The sequence below is a fragment of the Kosakonia radicincitans DSM 16656 genome (genome assembly GCF_000280495.2).
Lineage (GTDB): Bacteria > Pseudomonadota > Gammaproteobacteria > Enterobacterales > Enterobacteriaceae > Kosakonia > Kosakonia radicincitans.
The window spans coordinates 5,440,466-5,460,148 of record NZ_CP018016.1 but is presented as its reverse complement, the minus strand read 5'-3'; the positions used below and the strand labels follow the sequence as shown (position 1 = coordinate 5,460,148).

The 19,683-nt window shown below is 54.4% G+C and carries 18 protein-coding genes; 12 read left to right on the top strand and 6 right to left on the bottom strand.

Annotated elements, in window-relative coordinates; genetic code table 11:
• Positions 1–52 precede the first annotated feature (52 nt).
• Complete coding sequence (gene psiE / locus Y71_RS26230) at positions 53–463, top strand: phosphate-starvation-inducible protein PsiE (RefSeq protein WP_007372412.1); 411 nt, start codon at positions 53–55, stop codon at positions 461–463.
• Between the two features lie 202 nt (positions 464–665).
• Here the strand turns inward: psiE and malG are convergent, their stop codons facing one another.
• From malG to malE, 3 genes are all read right to left on the bottom strand, one after another.
• Entirely contained in the window at positions 666–1,556 is an 891-nt protein-coding gene (gene malG, locus Y71_RS26225; protein ID WP_007372414.1) for a maltose ABC transporter permease MalG, read from the bottom strand.
• 13 nt (positions 1,557–1,569) lie between these two features.
• The gene (malF, locus tag Y71_RS26220; RefSeq protein ID WP_007372415.1) at positions 1,570–3,114 is read right to left on the bottom strand and encodes a maltose ABC transporter permease MalF; all 1,545 of its coding nucleotides are present in this window, start codon (positions 3,112–3,114) and stop codon (positions 1,570–1,572) included.
• A 189-nt stretch (positions 3,115–3,303) separates the two neighbouring features.
• Positions 3,304–4,494, bottom strand: coding sequence for a maltose/maltodextrin ABC transporter substrate-binding protein MalE (gene malE / locus Y71_RS26215; protein ID WP_007372416.1), 1,191 nt, complete (start codon positions 4,492–4,494; stop codon positions 3,304–3,306).
• Positions 4,495–4,865: 371 nt separating this feature from the next.
• Between malE and malK the strand changes: the two genes are divergently transcribed.
• The 5 genes from malK to ubiA all read left to right on the top strand — a co-directional run bounded on the left by malK (position 4,866) and on the right by ubiA (position 10,000).
• Entirely contained in the window at positions 4,866–5,975 is a 1,110-nt protein-coding gene (gene malK / locus Y71_RS26210; protein WP_007372417.1) for a maltose/maltodextrin ABC transporter ATP-binding protein MalK, read from the top strand.
• Between the two features lie 76 nt (positions 5,976–6,051).
• The gene (locus Y71_RS26205; RefSeq protein WP_007372418.1) at positions 6,052–7,380 is read left to right on the top strand and encodes a maltoporin; all 1,329 of its coding nucleotides are present in this window, start codon (positions 6,052–6,054) and stop codon (positions 7,378–7,380) included.
• Positions 7,381–7,491: 111 nt separating this feature from the next.
• Complete coding sequence (gene malM, locus Y71_RS26200) at positions 7,492–8,439, top strand: maltose operon protein MalM (RefSeq protein WP_007372419.1); 948 nt, start codon at positions 7,492–7,494, stop codon at positions 8,437–8,439.
• 181 nt (positions 8,440–8,620) lie between these two features.
• A complete protein-coding gene (ubiC, locus tag Y71_RS26195; protein ID WP_007372420.1) occupies positions 8,621–9,118 on the top strand; it encodes a chorismate lyase in 498 nt (165 codons plus the stop codon).
• 12 nt (positions 9,119–9,130) lie between these two features.
• Positions 9,131–10,000 carry a 4-hydroxybenzoate octaprenyltransferase gene (gene ubiA, locus Y71_RS26190; RefSeq protein WP_035889711.1) on the top strand — a complete coding sequence of 290 codons (870 nt, stop codon included), beginning with the start codon at positions 9,131–9,133 and terminating at the stop codon, positions 9,998–10,000.
• A gap of 103 nt (positions 10,001–10,103) precedes the next feature.
• Here the strand turns inward: ubiA and plsB are convergent, their stop codons facing one another.
• Positions 10,104–12,527: a glycerol-3-phosphate 1-O-acyltransferase PlsB gene (gene plsB / locus Y71_RS26185; protein ID WP_007372422.1), complete on the bottom strand. Its 2,424-nt coding sequence runs from the start codon at positions 12,525–12,527 to the stop codon at positions 10,104–10,106.
• 132 nt (positions 12,528–12,659) lie between these two features.
• Here plsB and Y71_RS26180 point away from each other — a divergent pair, with 132 nt between their 5' ends.
• The 4 genes from Y71_RS26180 to Y71_RS26165 all read left to right on the top strand — a co-directional run bounded on the left by Y71_RS26180 (position 12,660) and on the right by Y71_RS26165 (position 15,537).
• Entirely contained in the window at positions 12,660–13,028 is a 369-nt protein-coding gene (locus tag Y71_RS26180) for a diacylglycerol kinase (protein WP_007372424.1), read from the top strand.
• Between the two features lie 108 nt (positions 13,029–13,136).
• Positions 13,137–13,751 (top strand): transcriptional repressor LexA, encoded by a 615-nt coding sequence (gene lexA, locus Y71_RS26175; RefSeq protein ID WP_007372425.1) that lies wholly within the window; start codon positions 13,137–13,139, stop codon positions 13,749–13,751.
• Positions 13,752–13,828: 77 nt separating this feature from the next.
• Positions 13,829–15,163 (top strand): MATE family efflux transporter DinF, encoded by a 1,335-nt coding sequence (dinF, locus tag Y71_RS26170; protein WP_007372426.1) that lies wholly within the window; start codon positions 13,829–13,831, stop codon positions 15,161–15,163.
• Between the two features lie 164 nt (positions 15,164–15,327).
• Positions 15,328–15,537: a CsbD family protein gene (locus Y71_RS26165; protein ID WP_007372427.1), complete on the top strand. Its 210-nt coding sequence runs from the start codon at positions 15,328–15,330 to the stop codon at positions 15,535–15,537.
• Positions 15,538–15,641: 104 nt separating this feature from the next.
• Here the strand turns inward: Y71_RS26165 and zur are convergent, their stop codons facing one another.
• Positions 15,642–16,157 (bottom strand): zinc uptake transcriptional repressor Zur, encoded by a 516-nt coding sequence (gene zur, locus Y71_RS26160; protein WP_007372428.1) that lies wholly within the window; start codon positions 16,155–16,157, stop codon positions 15,642–15,644.
• A 282-nt stretch (positions 16,158–16,439) separates the two neighbouring features.
• On the opposite strand from zur, the gene Y71_RS26155 reads away from it, so the two are divergent.
• Positions 16,440–17,756 carry a conjugal transfer protein TraF gene (locus Y71_RS26155; protein ID WP_007372429.1) on the top strand — a complete coding sequence of 439 codons (1,317 nt, stop codon included), beginning with the start codon at positions 16,440–16,442 and terminating at the stop codon, positions 17,754–17,756.
• A gap of 40 nt (positions 17,757–17,796) precedes the next feature.
• Here the strand turns inward: Y71_RS26155 and ycaC are convergent, their stop codons facing one another.
• The gene (gene ycaC, locus Y71_RS26150) at positions 17,797–18,420 is read right to left on the bottom strand and encodes an isochorismate family cysteine hydrolase YcaC (protein WP_007372430.1); all 624 of its coding nucleotides are present in this window, start codon (positions 18,418–18,420) and stop codon (positions 17,797–17,799) included.
• Between the two features lie 235 nt (positions 18,421–18,655).
• Here ycaC and dusA point away from each other — a divergent pair, with 235 nt between their 5' ends.
• Positions 18,656–19,675: a tRNA dihydrouridine(20/20a) synthase DusA gene (gene dusA, locus Y71_RS26145; protein WP_007372431.1), complete on the top strand. Its 1,020-nt coding sequence runs from the start codon at positions 18,656–18,658 to the stop codon at positions 19,673–19,675.
• Positions 19,676–19,683: the final 8 nt, after the last annotated feature.

Below are 19,683 nucleotides of genomic sequence, written 5' to 3'. Positions count from 1 at the left end.
ATCACATTTTTACGTTATACAGGAGATTCCCCACATAAAATGAGGTGCTGTTATGACGTCGCTAACTCGTCCACGCGCTGAGTTTGTTTCTACTATTTTGCAGACCGTGCTGAACCTGGGTCTGCTGAGCCTGGGGCTGATCCTGATTGTTTTTCTGGGTAAAGAGACGCTGCATCTGGCGGATGTACTGTTTTCGCCGGTACAGACCAGCAAGTATGAGCTGGTGGAAGGGCTGGTGGTCTACTTCCTTTATTTTGAATTTATCGCACTGATTGTGAAGTACTTTCAGTCCGGTTTTCATTTCCCGCTGCGCTACTTTATCTATATCGGCATCACCGCGATCGTGCGGTTGATCATCGTCGATCATCAGTCGCCGATGGATGTGCTGATCTACTCTGCGGCGATCCTGCTACTGGTGATCACTCTGTGGTTATGTAACTCCCAACGGCTGAAGCGCGAATAAAAAAAGGCGGCCTTTCGGGCCGCCAACGACTTCACAAGTTAAGTTGAGGGTGCAGTGGCAACGCCCGTCATCTTTCGGGTGATAGCTGTGTTGGCTTCTTTTACTCACCCCAGTCACTTACTTCAGTAAGCTCCCGGGGTTTCGTGCAGTCGCCGCCTTGCTCTAACCCGAAATACTTAGGGCGTGATAACAACGATGAAAGTTAACCTTTTACTCCGCCTGCGGTCAGGCCGTTGACCAGCCAGCGCTGCGCCAGCAGGAACACCAGCGTAATCGGAATGGCGGAGAGCACCGCCGCAGCGGCAAAATCGCCCCACAGATAGTTTTGCGGGTTGAGGTATTGCTGCATGCCGACCGCCAGCGTGTAGCTGTTGACATCGCGCAGCAGCAGCGAGGCCACCGGAACTTCGGTGATGGCCGCGATAAACGACAGAATAAAGACCACCGCCAGGATCGGCACCGACAGCGGCAGCAGCACCAGGCGAAACGCCTGCCACGGCGTGGCGCCATCCAGCGCAGCGGCTTCTTCCAGCGAGCTGTCGATAGTTTCGAAATAGCCCTTAATCGTCCACACATGCAGTGCAATCCCGCCAAGATAAGCAAAGATCACCCCACCGTGCGTATTCAGGCCGATAAACGGCACGTACTGTCCCAGACGATCAAACAACGCATACAGCGCCACCAGCGATAACACCGCCGGGAACATCTGGAAAATCAGCATCCCTTTCAGCAGCGTCGCTTTGCCGGGAAAACGCATACGGGCGAACGCGTATGCGCAGGTAGTGGAGAGCGCGACAATGCCCACGGCAGTAATGGCGGCGATTTTCACCGAGTTCCACAGCCACAGCAGCACCGGGAACGGCGGCGGAGTGACACGCCCGTCGGCATGCTCGACGCTAAAACCCAGCGCCAGTCGCCAGTGCTCCCAGGAGATGTTATCCGGGATCAGGCTGCCGGTAGCGAAGTTACCTTCACGCAGCGAAATGGCGACCACCATCAGCAGCGGGAACATGATGGCGGCAATAAACACCAGCAGTAACGCATGGGTGATAAACAGCCGCAGCTTCTGCGATTTTGCCTGCACCATAGCCATAATGTCGTCCTCCTTAATCGAATTTCATGCGCGTGGCTTTCAGGTTGACGATAGCCAGCGCGCCTACCAGCAGGAAAATCAGCGTGGCGATAGCGGCTGCAAGCCCAAAGTCCTGACCGCCGCCGCCTTCAAAGGCGATGCGGTAGGTGTAGCTCACCAGCAGGTCGGTATAACCCGCCGGAGTGGTGGTGCCGATGCGGTCCGGCCCGCCGTTGGTCAGCAACTGGATCAGCACGAAGTTGTTAAAGTTAAAGGCAAAACTGGCGATCATCAGCGGCGTCAGTGGCTTGATCAACAGCGGGAAAGTGATGCGGAAAAAGTTCTGCAACGGCCCGGCGCCATCCATTGCCGAGGCTTCATACAGATCGTCCGGGATCGCTTTCAGCAGCCCCATGCAAAGGATCATCATGTAGGGATAGCCAAGCCAGGTGTTAACGATCACGATCATCGCGCGGGCAGTGGTCGGATCGCTGAACCAGGCCGGTTTAATGCCGAACAGCGCGCTCAGCATCATGTTGATCTCACCGAAGCTCTGGTTAAACAGCCCTTTAAAGATCAGGATCGAGATAAACGACGGCACCGCGTAAGGCAGAATCAGCAGCACGCGGTAAATCGCTTTGCCTTTCAGCGACTCCCACTGCACAACGCAGGCCAGCACCATGCCGACGGCGACGGTCAGCACCACCGTGAGAATGGAGAAGATCACCGTCCAGATAAAGATCTCGATAAACGGTTTCTGGATACCTTCATCGGTAAAGACGCGGGTGAAGTTATCCCAGCCGATGGTCACCGTATAGCCAGGGCTGAGTTTTTCGCTGCCCCAGCTACCGTCAGCATTAATCGCCTGGTAGAAACCGATGTCGTTATTTGGCCGGTATTTGGCGCCGCTCTGGTTGTTGGTCAGCGTACCGTCCTGCGCGAGCTGGTAGAGCGGGCGAGTGCCGGAAAACTGGCGCAGCGAGCTCATTATCACTTTGCTCTCATCCGGCAGGATGGCGGTAAGCTGGTTCAGCGCCTGACGATTTTGCGTAATGACACGCAAATTAGCGCGTTCACCGGTCGGCAACGCTGGCACCTCTTTCAGAGCCAGTTGCTGTTCACCGCCAGGTTTAAAGGCGTCGGAGAGGTAATTTTTGCCGCTGTCGCCATCGGTGAGCGCCAGCCGCCATTCATCCCCTTCCGGATAAAGACCAAAGTTGTAGGCTTTTCCCGCCTGGAAGGAGCGATCGAGCAGCACCTGCTGCGCGCGTTCCTGCGTTAACTGGTTGGTACTGCTGTAGTTGGTAAAGGCGATGGCGATCGTACAAATCAGCGGGAACAGGACGAACAGCCCCATCCCGGCCATGCCCGGATAAACATAGCGCCAGGCGTAGGTTTTACGGTTGGCGAAAATATACAGGCCCGCCGAACTGAGCACGAGCGTGGTAATGGCGAAAAGGTATTCCCCCTGGGCATACATCATAACGACAAGGTATGCCACCAGCAGCCCGATCAGGGTAATGACGGTCCAGGCAAGCTGTGGGCTTTGCCACCAATGGCGCTTCTTTACAACATCCATGGGGATTTCCTCTCTACGCGGCACTCTTCACGCGGCCTCTTTGTTGGCTACGGTTGGGCACCCCAGTCACTTACTTTTGTAAGCGCCCGGGGATACACAACCTTGCCGCCGCGATGTCGCGCGAATCATGCCGTGTATACAACTGTCCAGGTTGCCTTATCCTTTTCCGGGGATAAGGCATTCACATTTTTACTTGGTAATACGACCCTGCGCGTCTTTCAGTGCAGCATCAACGGTCTGACGATCGCTCACGGCATTGATAACGGCAGTGCGGGTGGCATACCAGAAGGCGGCCATCTGCGGGATGTTCGGCATAATTTCACCGGTTTTTGCGTTAGCCATGGTGGCAGCAATGCGCGGATCTTTCGCTAACTCTTCCTGGTACGATTTCAGCGCTACGGCGCCCAGCGGTTTGTCCTTGTTGACATCCGCCAGACCGGCATCGGTCAGCAGGTAGTTTTCCAGGAACTCTTTTGCCAGTTCTTTGTTCGGGCTGGCGGCGTTAATGCCTGCGCTCAGCACGCCGACGAACGGTTTGGATGGTTTACCGTGGAAGGTTGGCAGCGGTGCGACGCCGTAATTGATCTTGCTCTTATCAATGTTGGCCCATGCCCACGGACCATTGATGGTCAGCGCGGTTTCGCCTTTGTTGAACGCCGCTTCAGCGATGGAGTAATCCGTGTCGGCATTCATGTGTTTATCTTTGATCAGCTTGACGAGGAAGCCGAGGCCCGCTTTCGCGCCTGCATTGTCAACGCCGACATCTTTCACATCGTATTTGCCGTTTTCATACTTGAACGCGTAACCGCCGTCGGCAGCGATCAGCGGCCAGGTGAAGTACGGTTCTTGCAGGTTAAACATCAGCGCGCTCTTACCTTTCGCTTTCAGCTGTTTATCCAGCGCCGGGATCTCTTCCCAGGTTTTTGGCGGGTTCGGTACGAGGTCTTTGTTATAAATCAGCGACAGCGATTCGACAGCAATCGGGTAAGCGATTAATTTGCCGTTGTAGCGCACGGCGTCCCAGGTGAAGGGGAACAGCTTGTCCTGGAAGGCTTTGTCCGGCGTGACTTCTGCCAGCAGGCCAGATTGCGCGTAGCCGCCAAAGCGGTCGTGCGCCCAGAAGATAATGTCCGGGCCATCGCCGGTCGCGGCAACCTGCGGGAATTTCTCTTCCAGCTTGTCCGGATGTTCAACCGTCACTTTGATGCCGGTGTCTTTCTCGAATTTCTTACCCACTTCGGCAAGGCCGTTATAGCCTTTATCGCCATTGATCCAGATAACCAGCTTACCTTCTTCGATTTTGGCGAGGGCAGAGGCGGAGAACATCATCGTCGCCAGTGCGGACAATGCGAGGATGCGTGCGCCTGTTTTGATTTTCATATATCCCGTCCTATTTGGTGATGTGCTCGTGGATACGTGCAAGGTGGTCTGACGGGATTAGTCTCCTTTTTTGACAAGTACTTCTCATCCTCCTTATCCCTACGCCCCTGGGGCGATTTGTGTGATCTGTGTTACATAGATTTTCATTATGTGTGTCAGAGCACATAAAAAAGAGCCGATTTTTGCAGGTTGCGTCACGAAAATGCCTGTCACCCGGCGATACGGGGTGCAGAGCAAACCTTCTCATCCTCCCGCCTCCTCCCCCATAAAAAACCGCAGGGGTGGAGGATTCGCCCGCTGTACTGATGCCCCATAGTCAGCCAACGTTGAATGTTTCTGTTGGTGACAGGTTGTAACGAAGGGAGAAGGGCATGGCGAGCGTACAGCTTCGTAACGTAACGAAAGCCTGGGGCGATGTAGTGGTCTCAAAAGAGATCAATCTCGACATTCACGAAGGTGAATTTGTGGTGTTTGTCGGCCCGTCAGGCTGTGGTAAATCGACGCTGCTGCGCATGATTGCCGGGCTGGAAACCATTACCAGCGGGGAGTTGTTTATCGGCGATACCCGCATGAATGATGTTCCCCCCGCCGAACGCGGCGTCGGGATGGTATTTCAGTCCTACGCGCTTTATCCGCACCTGTCGGTAGCGGAAAACATGTCTTTCGGCCTGAAGTTAGCGGGTGCGAAAAAAGAGATCATTAAATCGCGCGTCACTCAGGTGGCGGAGGTGTTGCAACTGGCGCACTTGCTGGAACGCAAACCGAAAGCGCTCTCTGGCGGCCAGCGCCAGCGCGTGGCGATTGGTCGTACGCTGGTGGCTGAACCCAGCGTCTTCTTACTTGATGAACCCCTTTCCAACCTTGATGCCGCGCTGCGCGTGCAGATGCGTATTGAGATCTCCCGTCTGCATAAACGCCTTGGCCGCACGATGATTTACGTCACCCACGATCAGGTCGAAGCCATGACGCTGGCCGACAAGATTGTGGTGCTGGACGCCGGTCGTGTGGCGCAGGTCGGGAAACCGCTGGAACTCTATCACTACCCGGCTGACCGCTTTGTTGCGGGCTTTATTGGCTCGCCGAAGATGAATTTCCTGCCGGTAAAAGTGACGGCCACCGCCATTGAACAGGTGCAGGTTGAGCTGCCTAACCGCCAGCAGGTTTGGCTGCCGGTGGACAGCGCCAATGTGCAGGTCGGCGCGAATATGTCTTTGGGCATTCGCCCGGAGCATCTACTTCCAAGCGACATCGCTGATGTCACGCTGGAAGGGGAAGTGCAGGTCGTAGAACAGCTTGGTCACGAAACACAAATTCATATCCAGATCCCCGCAATACGCCAGAACCTGGTCTACCGCCAGACTGACGTCGTGCTGGTAGAAGAGGGTGCCACATTCGCTATCGGCTTACCGCCGGAGCGCTGCCATCTGTTCCGTGAAGATGGCACCGCCTGCCGCCGGTTACACAAAGAGCCGGGTGTTTGAGCGTACCCCAAAAAAACTTACACCAACCCTTCCAGGGCCAAGTGTAAACAGAAAAGCAATGATCTCAGGAGATAGAATGATGATTACTCTGCGCAAACTACCCCTGGCTCTCGCCATTACCGCAGGCATTTTGTCTGCGCAGGCGGGCGCCGTCGACTTCAAAGGTTACGCGCGTTCCGGCATCGGCTGGACCGGCAGCGGCGGCGAGCAGCAATGCTTCCAGGCGACCGGTGCAGGTGCTAAATACCGTCTCGGTAACGAATGTGAAACCTACGCAGAATTAAAACTCGGCCAGGAAGTGTGGAAAGAGGGCGATAAGAGCTTCTACTTCGACACGAACGTGGCCTACTCCGTGTCACAGCAAAATGACTGGGAAGCCACCAGCCCGGCTTTCCGTGAAGCGAACGTACAGGGTAAAAACCTGATCGATGCGCTGCCAGGTGCCACCATCTGGGCCGGTAAACGCTTCTACCAGCGTCATGATGTGCACATGATCGACTTCTACTACTGGGATATCTCAGGCCCGGGCGCAGGTCTGGAAAACGTCGATCTTGGCTTCGGTAAACTCTCTCTGGCGGCAACCCGTTCTTCTGAATCTGGCGGCTCTGTTACCTTCAGTAGCCCGGGCGTGTATGACGTGGTTAAAGATACCGCCAACGACGTCTTCGATGTGCGTTTAGCCGGTCTTCAGACCAACCCGGACGGCATGCTGGAACTGGGCTTTGATTACGGTCGTGCAAACAAAACCGACAATTACCGCTATGTGAACGACAACGATTCGAAAGATGGCTGGATGTTCACTGCTGAACATACCCAGAGCATGCTGAAAGGCTACAACAAGTTTGTTCTGCAGTACGCAACCGACGCCATGACCACGCAGGGTAAAGGTATTCCGCAAGGGACTTACCAATCCGGCGACTATGACGATTTCGTCGGTGGTAACAACGACGGTAAGCTGTGGCGCGTGCTGGATCACGGTGCAATCACGCTGAGTGAGAAATGGGACCTGATGTATGTCGGTATGTATCAGAAGCAGGATCTCGATTCTAAACTCGGCACCGACTGGTGGACCGTGGGCGTTCGTCCAATGTACAAATGGACGCCAATCATGAGCACCCTGCTGGAAGTGGGCTACGACAACGTGAAATCCCAGCAGACCGGCGACAGAAACAGCCAGTACAAAATCACCCTTGCACAGCAATGGCAGGCAGGCGACAGCATCTGGTCTCGTCCGGCAATTCGTATTTTCGCTACCTATGCGAAATGGGATGAGAAATGGGGCTACATCAAAAACGGTGATTCTGTAACGCGCTTCGCTGCGGCGAACGACTCTGGTTTCACCACCACCAGCCGTGGCGACAACGATGAGTGGAGCTTCGGCGCACAGATGGAAATCTGGTGGTAATCCACGCTTAACCTGACGTAATGACCAAAAGAGGGGCGCAAGCCCCTCAACCCTTGGGTCAGCGCGCTATTGCCTGGCGTTCGCTGTTCCCGTGCAGAAAAGGTGATAACAATGAAAATGAAAAAAAATCTCGTCGCCCTGTGCCTGACCGCCGGTTTACTGGCGGGCGCTCCCGGGGTTAGCTTCGCTGATGTCAATTTTGTCCCGCAAAACACCACTGCCGCGCCGTCAATTCCGGCATCGGCATTACAGCAACTGACCTGGACGCCGGTCGATCAATCGAAAACTCAATCCACGCAGCTGGCAACCGGCGGTCAACGCCTCGATGTGCCGGGTATTAGCGGCCCGGTTGCGGCGTGGAGCGTACCGGCGAACATCGGCGAACTGACGCTGACGTTAACCAGCGAAGTGGATAAGCAAACCAGCGTATTTGCGCCGAACGTGCTGATTCTTGATCAAAACATGACGCCTTCAGCCTATTTCCCCAGCGAGTACTTTACCTATCAGGAACCCGGTGTGATGAGCGCCGATCGCCTGGAAGGGGTGATGCGCCTGACGCCTGCGTTGGGACAACAAAAAATCTATGTACTTGTTTTTACTACAAACAACGACTTACAGCGCACCACGAAATTAATCGATCCGGCAAAAGCCTATGCCAAAGGCACCGGCAATGCGGTGCCGGATATTCCTGATCCTATTGCGAAGCACGGCACTGACGGGAAACTGACGCTGAAAGTGAAAAACAGCAGCGGTTCCAGCGTGCTGGTCGGCCCGCTGTTTGGCTCTTCTGGCCCAGGCCCGGTCACCGTGGGTAACACTGCGGCGCCGGTCTACAGCGCACAACCTGCGCCGGTAGCGGCTCCGGCTGTTGCTCCTGCGCCAGCCGCGAAAAGCGAGCCAATGCTGAATGATACGGAGAGTTATTTCAATCAGGCCATCAAACAGGCCGCTGCCAAAGGCGATATTGATAAAGCGCTGAAATTGTTGAATGAAGCTGAACGCCTCGGGTCGAAAACCGCCCGTGCCACTTTTATCAGCAGTGTAAAAGGCAAGGGGTAACCCATCCCCGCACTGCCGATATTTTGCAGTAACTGGTGCGTCGCCTGGCGCACCCTTTTTCCGGCGCAGATGCGCGCTGTTGCGCATCTGTTGCGCTGATGAAAACCGTTTGAAGTTTCCCCGCACGAGCCTGCCTGTTCTGCGATACACTATTGCTACGTTATGTACCGGAGAGTAAGGCATGTCACACCCTGCGCTTACGCAATTGCGTGCGCTGCGCTATGTAGACGCAATACCCGAACTGGAACCGCAATTGCTGGACTGGCTGTTGCTGGAAGATTCCATGACCAAACGTTTTGAGCAGCAAGGTAAAAAAGTCAGCGTCACATTGATTCAGGAAGGCTTTGTCACGGTGGACGAGATTGCGCCCGAACGCGCACATTTACCGGAAGAGGCACGTTACTGGTTACGGGAGATTATCCTTTGCGCAGATGGTGAACCCTGGCTTGCCGGGCGCACCGTTGTGCCGGAATCGACCCTGAGCGGCCCGGAAATGGCGCTGCAACGGCTGGGCAATACGCCGCTTGGGCGATATCTCTTTACCTCTTCAACGCTTACGCGTGATTTTATTGATATTGGCCGTTATGAGCAGCTGTGGGGACGGCGTTCCCGCCTGCGTCTGGGGGGGAAACCCTTGATGCTTACAGAACTGTTTTTGCCTGCGTCGCCGCTGTACTAAGAGGAAAATAGAATGGAGTGGAGTCTCACGCAGACTAAGTTGTTAGCCTTTCACAGGCTTATGCGTACGGACAAACCGATTGGCGCGTTGTTGCTGTTGTGGCCAACGCTGTGGGCGTTATGGGTGGCAACGCCTGGCGTGCCGCCGCTGTGGATCTTACTGGTGTTTGTTGCGGGCGTCTGGCTGATGCGCGCGGCGGGCTGCGTGGTGAATGATTACGCGGATCGCAAATTCGACGGGCATGTTAAACGCACGGCGAACCGACCGCTGCCCAGCGGCGCGGTCACGGAAAATGAAGCGCGGGTGTTGTTTGTTGTTCTGGTGCTGCTGGCCTTTGCGCTGGTGCTGACGCTGAATATGATGACCATCCTGCTGTCGGTGGCGGCGCTGGCGCTGGCGTGGGTTTATCCGTTTATGAAGCGCTACACGCATCTGCCGCAGGTGGTGCTCGGCGCGGCATTTGGCTGGTCAATTCCGATGGCGTTTGCAGCTGTAAGCGAATCTGTACCGCTAAGCTGCTGGACCATGTTTTTCGCCAATATTCTGTGGGCGGTGGCCTACGATACCCAGTACGCTATGGTTGATCGCGATGATGATGTGAAGATTGGCATCAAGTCGACGGCGATTTTGTTTGGTCGCTACGACAAGCTAATTATTGGTATTTTGCAGGTTGCCGTGCTGGCGCTGATGGCGTCCATTGGCTGGCTGAACGGGCTGGGCTGGGCGTATTACGCTGCGGTACTGGTGGCGGGCGTGCTGTTTGTTTATCAACAGATATTGATTGCGGGGCGCGAACGCGACGCCTGTTTTAAAGCTTTTATGAATAACAACTACGTGGGGCTGGTGCTGTTTTTAGGGCTGGCTTTTAGTTACCTGCACTGAATCTAAAAACTGCCGGACGCGGCTGCATGTTATCCGGCCTGCGGGGTTCTCTCATCCCACAGGCCGGATAAGCGCAAGCGACATCCGGCGGATACGTCCCGGCTTACACTTCCGCTTGCGTCGCGCTTTCAATCGTCAGACGCACATCCGACGTTATCAAGTCTGCCAGCATCTGGTAAACGCCCAGCGTTCGCGTCGGGTCTGCATCGCCGCTGTCGCTGATATACCCTTCATCACGCAGCGTTAACACCAGCGTGGAGAATACCGCTTTGTCGAAGAATTCCGGCGCGTTGATACCATGCAGCACAGACAGACGTTGCGCCAGCGTGCGGCTCTCTTTTTCCAGCGTGCTGCGGTTCATTGACGGCGTGTTGCCAAGCAGCCAGAAGGTGATGGCATAGCGCTGTAACGTCTCGCGCGCACCGGCGGCCAGCAGTTGCAGCGTCCGCGAATGGGCCGGGTTGATGCTCAGGAGATCGTCTTTGACAGTAATTAAGCCCTGGCGCAGCAGCTCTTGCGTCAGGTTTTCCAGCACTTCCGCCAGCTCGGCTTTTTCCCAGCGCAGGAACAGCTCGGCTTTCAGCAGCGGATAGAGCAGCTCAACGTGGCGCAGAATATCGCTACGGGAGATGGCGCGATGCTGGGTCACGATCGCCGCCATCAGCGACGGCAGCATCAGCATGTGGGCAATGTTGTTGCGGTAATAGGTCATCAATACTGCCTGTTCGCGCGGCAGAATAATGATATCGCCGATGGTGTCTTTCTCGACTTCGAACTTATTCATCTGCAACGCGTGGTCGATAAGCGCGTCCGCGCTGGCGGCAGGCGTTGTTGAATCCGGCGAGTAAGGCACATTGCGCATCAGTTCGAGGTAGCAACTGAGTTGTTCGGTTAACTGCTCGCGCGTCAATGAACGCTGGCGCGATGCCAGCAGCGCCGTACAGCACAGGTTCATGGCGTTGGCCGCACCGGCATTGTTAATGCGAACCATCAAATCGGCGGCAATGTTATTTACCGTCGGCGTCAGCCATGCCGGGCGAATCGCTTCGATGGGATCGATAGATTCGCGCCACTCCGGAACATGGTGATTCAGGTAGTTCATCAGCGGAATGGGTTCACCGAAGTTCACATAACCTTGCCCCAGATTGCGCAGCTTGCTCAGCCCGCGCACCATCTGCACCAGGCTCTCTTTCTCTTTGGTTGCGCCGCGCAGCTCTTTCGCATAGGTGCCCACCTCCATCACATGCTCATAACCGATATAAATCGGTACCAGCGTGATTGGGCGCGTACCGCCGCGCAGCATCGCCTGGATGGTCATCGACAGCGTACCGGTTTTCGGGTCCAGCAAACGGCCGGTACGTGAACGACCACCCTCGACGAAATACTCAACCGAATAACCGCGGCTGAACAGTTCGCCCAGATATTCGCGGAACACAGTGGAGTAGAGTTTGTTGCCTTTAAAGGTACGGCGAATAAAGAAGGCGCCCAGGCGGCGGAAAATCGGCCCGGCGGGCCAGAAGTTCAGGTTGATGCCTGCGGCAATGTGCGGCGGCACCAGCCCCTGGTGATAGAGCACATATGAGAGCAGCAGATAGTCCATATGGCTGCGATGGCAGGGCACATAGACAATCTCATGGCCGTCGTGCGCAAGCTGGCGCACGCGTTCGGCGTTGTGCACGTTGATCCCCTGATAGAGACGGTTCCAGGTAAAGCCGAGGATACGGTCGGTCAGACGGATCATTTCGTACGAGAAGTTGGCGGCAATCTCTTCCATCAGCGCGATAGCGTTTTGCTGCGCTTTGTCGTGAGAGATTTTTTTGCTGCGCGCTTCGTCTTCGACCGCACGGGCAATCGCTTTAGAAGAGAGCAGCTTATTGAACAGATCCTGACGCGCCGGCAGACGCGGCCCAACGGCGGCCAGACGCTGTCGCGCGAAATGCATACGCGCCACACGCGCCAGTTTCTGCGCGATAATTTTATCGGTGCCGTGCTCGGTCGCCATGCGGCGCAGGGAGACGGGCGGCGAGAAGCGCACAAAGCTATCGCGGCCAAGCCAGGAGATCGCGAAGAATTTCTGGATGCCGTTCAGCATGCGCAGCGGCGGATTAATCTCGCCTTTTTCACGCCCCGGAGAGCGGCCAAACATCACCGATACCGGCACCATTTGCACATCCAGATCCGGATGGCTGCGGTGTAAATCCAGGTAGTCGTGGAACAGTTTGATGGACTCTTCTTTTGGCGTGTAATAGGTAAACACGCGCGGCCCGCCATGAATAAACACGAAACGCGGCAGTAATACGCCGTCGATTTCCAGGGGTTCCAGGGGATCGGGCAGTTCGTGCGCCAGACACTGAGCACGCAACGTCATCAAATCTGCCTTAGAGTTATAAGGCAGCACGTACATAATAGGACGTGAAGTATCGAGACCCAGTTCCTGTGCAGGTTCTGCAGGTATCGATTTACTTTTTACCAGTACACTTAATGGTAAATTCAGTAATTTGTAGTAAATTCGTGGCCAACCGGACATAAAAGATGAAAAGCCTCTGGTTAATAATAGTGCCATTGCGCCGCAAGAATATCAGAAAGCGCACGTAATTTCTGTTGTACCTCAGTACGCTGATGTAGACATTGACGTTTATTACATAAAAAGGTTCTTTTCATGGCCAATAATACCACCGGAATTACCCGAATCATTAAAGCAGCAGGTTACTCATGGAAGGGCGTTCGCGCTGCATGGATCAATGAAGCCGCCTTCCGTCAGGAGCTGGTAGCCGTTGTTTTAGCTATCATTATTGCTTGCTGGCTGGACATTGACACGGTCACACGGGTATTGCTGATTAGCTCGGTGTCGCTAGTAATGATTGTTGAAATCCTAAATAGTGCAATTGAAGCTGTCGTAGACCGAATTGGTTCTGAATTTCACGAACTTTCCGGTCGGGCGAAGGATATGGGATCGGCGGCAGTGCTGATGTCGATCCTGCTGGCGCTGTTTACCTGGATCTCGCTTCTTTGGTCGCATTTTCGATAACGCTTCCAGAAATCAATAACTCCCTGGTTTTTTGCTTAAATTTGGTTCCAAAATCGCCTTTGACTGTATATACTCACAGCATAACTGTATATACACCCAGGGGGCGGGATGAAAGCATTAACGGCCAGGCAGCAAGAGGTGTTCGATCTCATCCGCGATCGCATCACCCAAACCGGTATGCCACCAACGCGTGCGGAAATCGCACAGCAATTGGGGTTCCGTTCCCCAAATGCGGCTGAAGAACACCTGAAAGCGCTTGCGCGCAAAGGGGTTATCGAAATCGTCTCCGGCGCATCGCGTGGTTTGCGTCTGCTGCTGGAAGAAGAAGAGGATATCGGTTTACCGCTGATTGGCCGCGTTGCTGCGGGTGAACCGCTGCTGGCGCAACAGCATATCGAGGGTCACTATCAGGTCGATCCCGATCTCTTCAAGCCTCACGCGGATTTCCTGCTGCGCGTCAGCGGTATGTCGATGAAAGACATCGGTATTATGGACGGCGACCTGCTCGCAGTGCATAAAACGCAGGACGTGCGTAACGGCCAGGTGGTCGTCGCACGTATTGATGATGAAGTTACCGTGAAACGTCTGAAAAAACAGGGTAACACCGTCGAACTGCTGCCGGAAAACAGCGAGTTTTCCCCGATCGTCGTCGATCTGCGCGATCAAAACTTCACCATTGAAGGGCTGGCGGTTGGCGTCATCCGTAATGGTACATGGCTCTAACGCCTGTTCTTTTCGCAGCGACACAGAATACCGTGGCGCTGCGTAATACACTTTTCCCCCATTGATTCGACACTGCCATGCCGTTGCTGAATGCATCTGACAGAGCACTGTGGCGGCTTGCGCTGCCCATGATCTTCTCCAATATCACTGTTCCGTTACTGGGACTGGTGGATACCGCCGTGGTCGGGCACCTGGATAGCCCTGTTTACCTCGGCGGCGTGGCGATTGGCGCAACGGCTACCAGCTTTTTGTTTATGCTGCTGCTGTTTTTGCGGATGAGCACAACCGGTCTTACGGCACAGGCGTTTGGCGCGAAAAACGCACCTGCGCTGGCGCGCGCGCTGGTACAACCGCTGCTACTGGCGCTGTTGGCTGGCGGGGGAATTATGTTGCTGCGTACGCCGCTCATCGATCTAGCGCTGCACATCACCGGTGGGAGCGAAGCCGTGCTGGAACAAGCGCGGCGCTTTCTTAATATCCGCTGGCTGAGTGCGCCAGCGTCGTTGGGAAATCTGGTATTACTCGGCTGGTTGCTGGGCGTGCAGTATGCCCGTGCTCCGGTGATCCTGCTGGTGGTAGGGAACCTCCTCAACATTGTTCTCGACCTGTGGCTGGTGATGGGTCTGCACATGAATGTGCAGGGGGCAGCGCTCGCCACCGTTGTGGCTGAGTATGCGACTTTCGCCATCGGTCTGCTGATGGTGCACCGCGTGTTGGTGATGCGCGGCATCACCCTGCCAGCGCTGAAAAATGCCTGGCGCGGCGGTATGCGGCGCTTATTAGCGCTTAACCGCGATATCATGCTGCGCTCGCTGCTCTTGCAGCTCTGCTTTGGCTCAATCACCGTACTGGGCGCGCGTCTTGGTGGCGAGACAGTCGCCGCTAACGCGGTGCTGATGATGTTTCTCACCTTTACAGCGTATGCGCTGGATGGTTTTGCCTACGCGGTCGAAGCGCATTCCGGGCAGGCCTACGGCGCGCGCGACGGCAGTCAATTGATGGAAGTCTGGCGAGCGGCGTGCCGCCAGGCCGGGCTGGTGGCGCTGTTCTTTGCGGCGATTTATGCGCTGGCAGGCGACAACATTATTGCCTTGCTGACTTCGCTTCCTGCCTTGCAGACGCTCGCCGGGCATTACCTATTCTGGCAAGTGATTCTGCCGCTGGTGGGCGTGTGGTGTTACTTGCTGGATGGCATGTTTGTTGGCGCCACGCGCGCAGCGGAGATGCGTAACAGTATGGCGATTGCCGCTGCCGGGTTTGCTGTCACGCTGCTGACGGTTCCGGTGTTGGGGAATCACGGTTTATGGCTATCGCTGACCGTCTTTCTCGCCCTGCGCGGGCTTACGCTTGCCTGGCTGTGGCGTCGCCACTGGCGTAATGGCAGCTGGTTTTCCGACGCGAATCCTTCCTGATATTGCCAGGCTTTTGCCTGTTCCCTCGTCTCGCTTATGCTGTTTTTAATCATCTCGACGGTTAAAGATTCCGAATAAAAATCGATTGCCGGAATCCTTAACTACAATAATCAGTACGTTCAGCAGAACGAATACATATTTAACCGAACGATAAGGAGTCAACGATGAATAAAGACGAAGTCGGCGGTAACTGGAAACAGTTCAAAGGCACTGTTAAAGAAAAATGGGGCAAACTGACCGATGATGATATGACCATCATCGAAGGTAAACGTGACCAGCTGGTAGGTAAAATCCAGGAGCGTTACGGTTATGCCAAAGACCAGGCGGAGAAAGAAGTTACAGATTGGGAAACGCGTAACGACTACCGCTGGTAGCCTGCACATCTCCTCATTGTGCTAACCCTCTAAGGCTACCCTGCCCGAAGGTACAAGGATGTACCACCCCTCCAGCTGTTTTATCTATCGTCCCGCTCAAAAGATTAACGTGGCTTTTTCTTCACCTGCACGGTGTGGTCGTGGTGGCAATGGTCGTGATGACGGCAGGACTCCACTTCGACACAGTCTGCACATAAGCCGTGAGCTTCAATGACATTATGTCGCAGAGCAAAGCCCATCTTTGCCGCCAGCGCATGCATAATATCTTCCACGCCTTCCGCCTGCTCTTCTTTTACCGAACCACAGCGATCGCAGATAAACATCGCGGATGTGTGCGTCGGCTGGTCAAAAAGGTGGCACAGCACGTAGCTGTTTGTTGATTCGACTTTATGTACGAACCCTTGTTCCAGCAGGAAATCAAGAGCGCGATACACCGTCGGCGGCTTGGCCTGCGGTTCGCTTTCACGCAGCAGATCGAGCAGATCGTACGCGCTGATGGCACTTTGTTGCAGGCTGAGTAATCTCAACACTTCAAGACGCTGGGGAGTCAGGCGCACGTTGCGCTGCACGCACAGCTTTTCAGCCTGCGCTAACATCTCTTGCGAAGTGGTCTTATCCATAGGCGCTCTCCGGTTGGGGAAATACAAGCCATACACTTTACCATGTCCTGTCGAAAACGCCGAGATCGTGGCCAGCAATCTCCATTTCTCTGGATCGCTTCCCGAAATGGATTCCGTCATCTATAAATAGTGATGGTCATCACTTAAAACAATAATCTCCGGGTACTTACGGGTATTCCGGCAATTTAGCTTCATTTTCTTACGTTATTCACAGCAATAGTGCATTCCTGTTTGTGCGAATACTTACAGGCTTAAAACTCATCTGGCTACGAGACGCATACTGTGGAAAAAAAACGTAAACTTTCGCTGGTCGCGATCGCTGTCTCCTTTTTTGTGGCAAATCAGGCAGGGGCAGCCAATACCTGGGCAGAAGCACGTAATGATGCAATGGGGGGAACGGGCGTTGCATCTGCGAATTATGGCAGCGGGCCATTAATCAACCCGGCACTGTTAGCAAAAGCAAAACCCGATGATGATATTACCGTCATCCTGCCGAGCGTACAGGCGCAAATTAGCGACAAAGATAATCTGCGCGACGAGATCGACGATATCAATGACAAAATCGATGGCTACAAAGATGTGGTCGATAACCTCACCGCTGCGGAAATTATTGCTAATCCGCTCGGTACGGTAAGGCAATTTCAGAGCGCCGCGGGCGATTTGGCGAATGAGCTGGAGTTTCTGAGAGGGAAAACAGCGCAGGCCAAAGCCGCCGCCGGTATCGCGGTAAGTATCCCCAATGATGTCCTTTCCGTGGCATTTGTGACGAAAGCTTATGCCCATGCGCGCGTCACGTCGTCAATCGATCAGCAGGACATTGACTACCTGCGCAGTATTGAGAACAGCACCGCCGTCGCCGCCGGTGAAGCGCTGAATGCGGTGATATCGCCGAATGGCAGCGAAGAAATCACCAAAAACCTCAACTCAACCGCTTCAGGCCGCGCGGCTATCGTCTCGGATTACGGCATTGCGATGGCTCGCCAGTTTGATGTCGGCGGCGTACCGTTATCCGTTGGCGTGACGCCAAAATTACAGAAAACCTGGGTCTACAACTATACGGCGTCGATTTATGACTACAAAAGTAGTGACTGGAACAGCAGCCGCTACCGTACCGATGATACCGGCTTCAACGTGGATGTCGGCCTGGCCGCGGATTTCGGCGAGAATGTGACGGTCGGTTTGACCGGTACAAACCTGATCTCCCGTGACATTGATACCAAAGACATTCGTATTCGCAACGGCAGAACGGGCGATGTGGTGAGCTATAAAGATACTTACCAGATTAGCCCGGTCGTGACGGCAGGCGCGGCATGGCATAACGACCTGCTGACACTGAGCGCCGACGGTGATTTAACCGAGACTAAAGGCTTTAAGAGCGAGAAAAATTCCCAGTATGTCGGCGTGGGTGCGGAAGTTCGCCCGTTGAGCTGGCTGGCGGTGCGTGCCGGTTACCGCGCGGATGTCAAAGGGGATGATAAAAACGTCTTTACCGGCGGTGTCGGATTTGCGCCGTTTAATCGCGTGCATATCGATCTGATGGGTCTGGTGGGTGAAGATCAAACCTGGGGGGCCGGAGCACAGCTTAGCGTGACTTTCTGATGAGTAACCGGAGGCATTGCGCCTCCGGTTTTATTGGCGCTTATTTACCGGTGAGCTTGTCGTAGCTGGTCATCAGATTACGGTAATCAGGAATATGGTTGGAAAACAGCGTTGCCAGACCTTCAATATCATTACGCCAGTCGCGGTGTAATTCGCAGGCGGCACCAAACCATGTCATCAACTGCACGCCAGCCTGGGACATACGATCCCATGCGGAATGACGTGTAATTTCATTGAATGTTCCTGAAGCGTCGGTAATAACAAACACTTCATAGCCCTCTTCAATGGCGGATAACGCCGGGAAAGCAACGCACACTTCCGTCACCACGCCAGCAATAATCAACTGCTTCTTGCCGGTTGCTTTGACGGCCTTAACGAAATCTTCGTTATCCCAGGCATTGATGTTACCCGGGCGGGCAATATAAGGCGCATCCGGGAACTGCGCTTTAAGTTCCGGTACCAGCGGGCCATTCGGTCCGGTTTCAAAACTCGTGGTCAAAATCGTGGGCAATTTGAAATATTTGGCGAGATCGCTTAACGCCAGAACATTATTTTTGAACTTGTCCGGCTCGATATCTCTTACCAGAGATAACAAACCCGTTTGATGATCAACTAACAGAACGGCTGCATCATTTTTATCAAGACGAACATACGGTTTAGACATAATAACTCCCTGTTTCAGTTGACAATAGCTTTCTGCTATTGGGTTAAGACTCCTTGTGCGTTAGAAAAAATATAGAAAGGGAACCGTGTCTCAACAAGGTGAAAAAATGCCTTCTCCAGTGACTTACAGCGAATGTGATACAATAGAAAATCTTATTGTCTATTGCTTTCGCTCACCGGCGGAATAGCGGTGAGAGCACCTCTTTTTCTGGAAATCAAAGCACGGTAATTCTGAAATGACTAACGCCAGCCAAACCAGCGTAATGCCTGTAAATTCTGACAATCACTGGTATGGGCGATTCAGCGTCGCTCCGATGCTCGACTGGACGGACAGACATTGCCGCTACTTCCTGCGTTTACTGTCGCGCCAGACGCTGCTCTATACCGAAATGGTGACGACGGGCGCCATTATTCATGGCAAAGGTGATTATCTGGCGTACAGCGAGGAAGAGCACCCGGTGGCGCTGCAACTGGGCGGCAGCGATCCGGCACAGCTTGCGCACTGTGCGAAGCTTGCGCAAGCGCGCGGTTACGATGAGATCAACCTTAACGTCGGTTGTCCGTCCGATCGCGTACAGAACGGGCGTTTTGGCGCCTGCCTGATGGGCGAAGCGCAACTGGTGGCGGACTGCGTGAAAGCGATGCGCGACGTGGTTTCTATTCCGGTGACGGTGAAAACCCGTATTGGCATCGACGATCAGGATAGCTACGAATTCCTCTGCGATTTTATTGGTACCGTTGCTGGTAAAGGCGAGTGTGAAAGCTTCACCATTCATGCCCGTAAAGCCTGGCTCTCTGGTCTGAGTCCAAAAGAGAACCGCGAGATCCCGCCGCTGGATTACCCGCGCGTCTATCAACTTAAACGCGATTTCCCGCACCTGAAGATGGCGATCAATGGCGGTATAAAATCGCTGGAAGAGGCCAAAGCCCATTTGCAGCATATGGATGGGGTCATGGTCGGGCGCGAAGCCTATCAGAATCCGGGAATTCTGGCCGCTGTCGATCGGGAGATTTACGGTGCCGATGTTGTGGATGCCGATCCTGTCGCCGTGGTTCGCGCAATGTATCCCTACATTGAACGCGAACTGAGCCAGGGCGCTTATCTTGGTCATATCACGCGTCATATGCTCGGGTTATTCCAGGGCGTGCCGGGCGCGCGTCAGTGGCGTCGTTATCTGAGCGAAAATGCGCACAAAGCAGGCGCTGATATCGCGGTAGTGGAGCACGCGCTAAACCTGGTGGCATCGAAGCGTTAAAATTTCAC

What these genes read in the sequence shown, in the direction of transcription:
- psiE (WP_007372412.1), top strand. Translation starts at nt 53, where the DNA reads ATGACGTCGCTAACTCGTCCACGCGCTGAGTTTGTTTCTACTATTTTG.
- malG (WP_007372414.1), bottom strand. Translation starts at nt 1,556, where the DNA reads ATGGCTATGGTGCAGGCAAAATCGCAGAAGCTGCGGCTGTTTATCACC.
- malF (WP_007372415.1), bottom strand. Translation starts at nt 3,114, where the DNA reads ATGGATGTTGTAAAGAAGCGCCATTGGTGGCAAAGCCCACAGCTTGCC.
- malE (WP_007372416.1), bottom strand. Translation starts at nt 4,494, where the DNA reads ATGAAAATCAAAACAGGCGCACGCATCCTCGCATTGTCCGCACTGGCG.
- malK (WP_007372417.1), top strand. Translation starts at nt 4,866, where the DNA reads ATGGCGAGCGTACAGCTTCGTAACGTAACGAAAGCCTGGGGCGATGTA.
- Y71_RS26205 (WP_007372418.1), top strand. Translation starts at nt 6,052, where the DNA reads ATGATGATTACTCTGCGCAAACTACCCCTGGCTCTCGCCATTACCGCA.
- malM (WP_007372419.1), top strand. Translation starts at nt 7,492, where the DNA reads ATGAAAATGAAAAAAAATCTCGTCGCCCTGTGCCTGACCGCCGGTTTA.
- ubiC (WP_007372420.1), top strand. Translation starts at nt 8,621, where the DNA reads ATGTCACACCCTGCGCTTACGCAATTGCGTGCGCTGCGCTATGTAGAC.
- ubiA (WP_035889711.1), top strand. Translation starts at nt 9,131, where the DNA reads ATGGAGTGGAGTCTCACGCAGACTAAGTTGTTAGCCTTTCACAGGCTT.
- plsB (WP_007372422.1), bottom strand. Translation starts at nt 12,527, where the DNA reads ATGTCCGGTTGGCCACGAATTTACTACAAATTACTGAATTTACCATTA.
- Y71_RS26180 (WP_007372424.1), top strand. Translation starts at nt 12,660, where the DNA reads ATGGCCAATAATACCACCGGAATTACCCGAATCATTAAAGCAGCAGGT.
- lexA (WP_007372425.1), top strand. Translation starts at nt 13,137, where the DNA reads ATGAAAGCATTAACGGCCAGGCAGCAAGAGGTGTTCGATCTCATCCGC.
- dinF (WP_007372426.1), top strand. Translation starts at nt 13,829, where the DNA reads ATGCCGTTGCTGAATGCATCTGACAGAGCACTGTGGCGGCTTGCGCTG.
- Y71_RS26165 (WP_007372427.1), top strand. Translation starts at nt 15,328, where the DNA reads ATGAATAAAGACGAAGTCGGCGGTAACTGGAAACAGTTCAAAGGCACT.
- zur (WP_007372428.1), bottom strand. Translation starts at nt 16,157, where the DNA reads ATGGATAAGACCACTTCGCAAGAGATGTTAGCGCAGGCTGAAAAGCTG.
- ycaC (WP_007372430.1), bottom strand. Translation starts at nt 18,420, where the DNA reads ATGTCTAAACCGTATGTTCGTCTTGATAAAAATGATGCAGCCGTTCTG.
- dusA (WP_007372431.1), top strand. Translation starts at nt 18,656, where the DNA reads ATGACTAACGCCAGCCAAACCAGCGTAATGCCTGTAAATTCTGACAAT.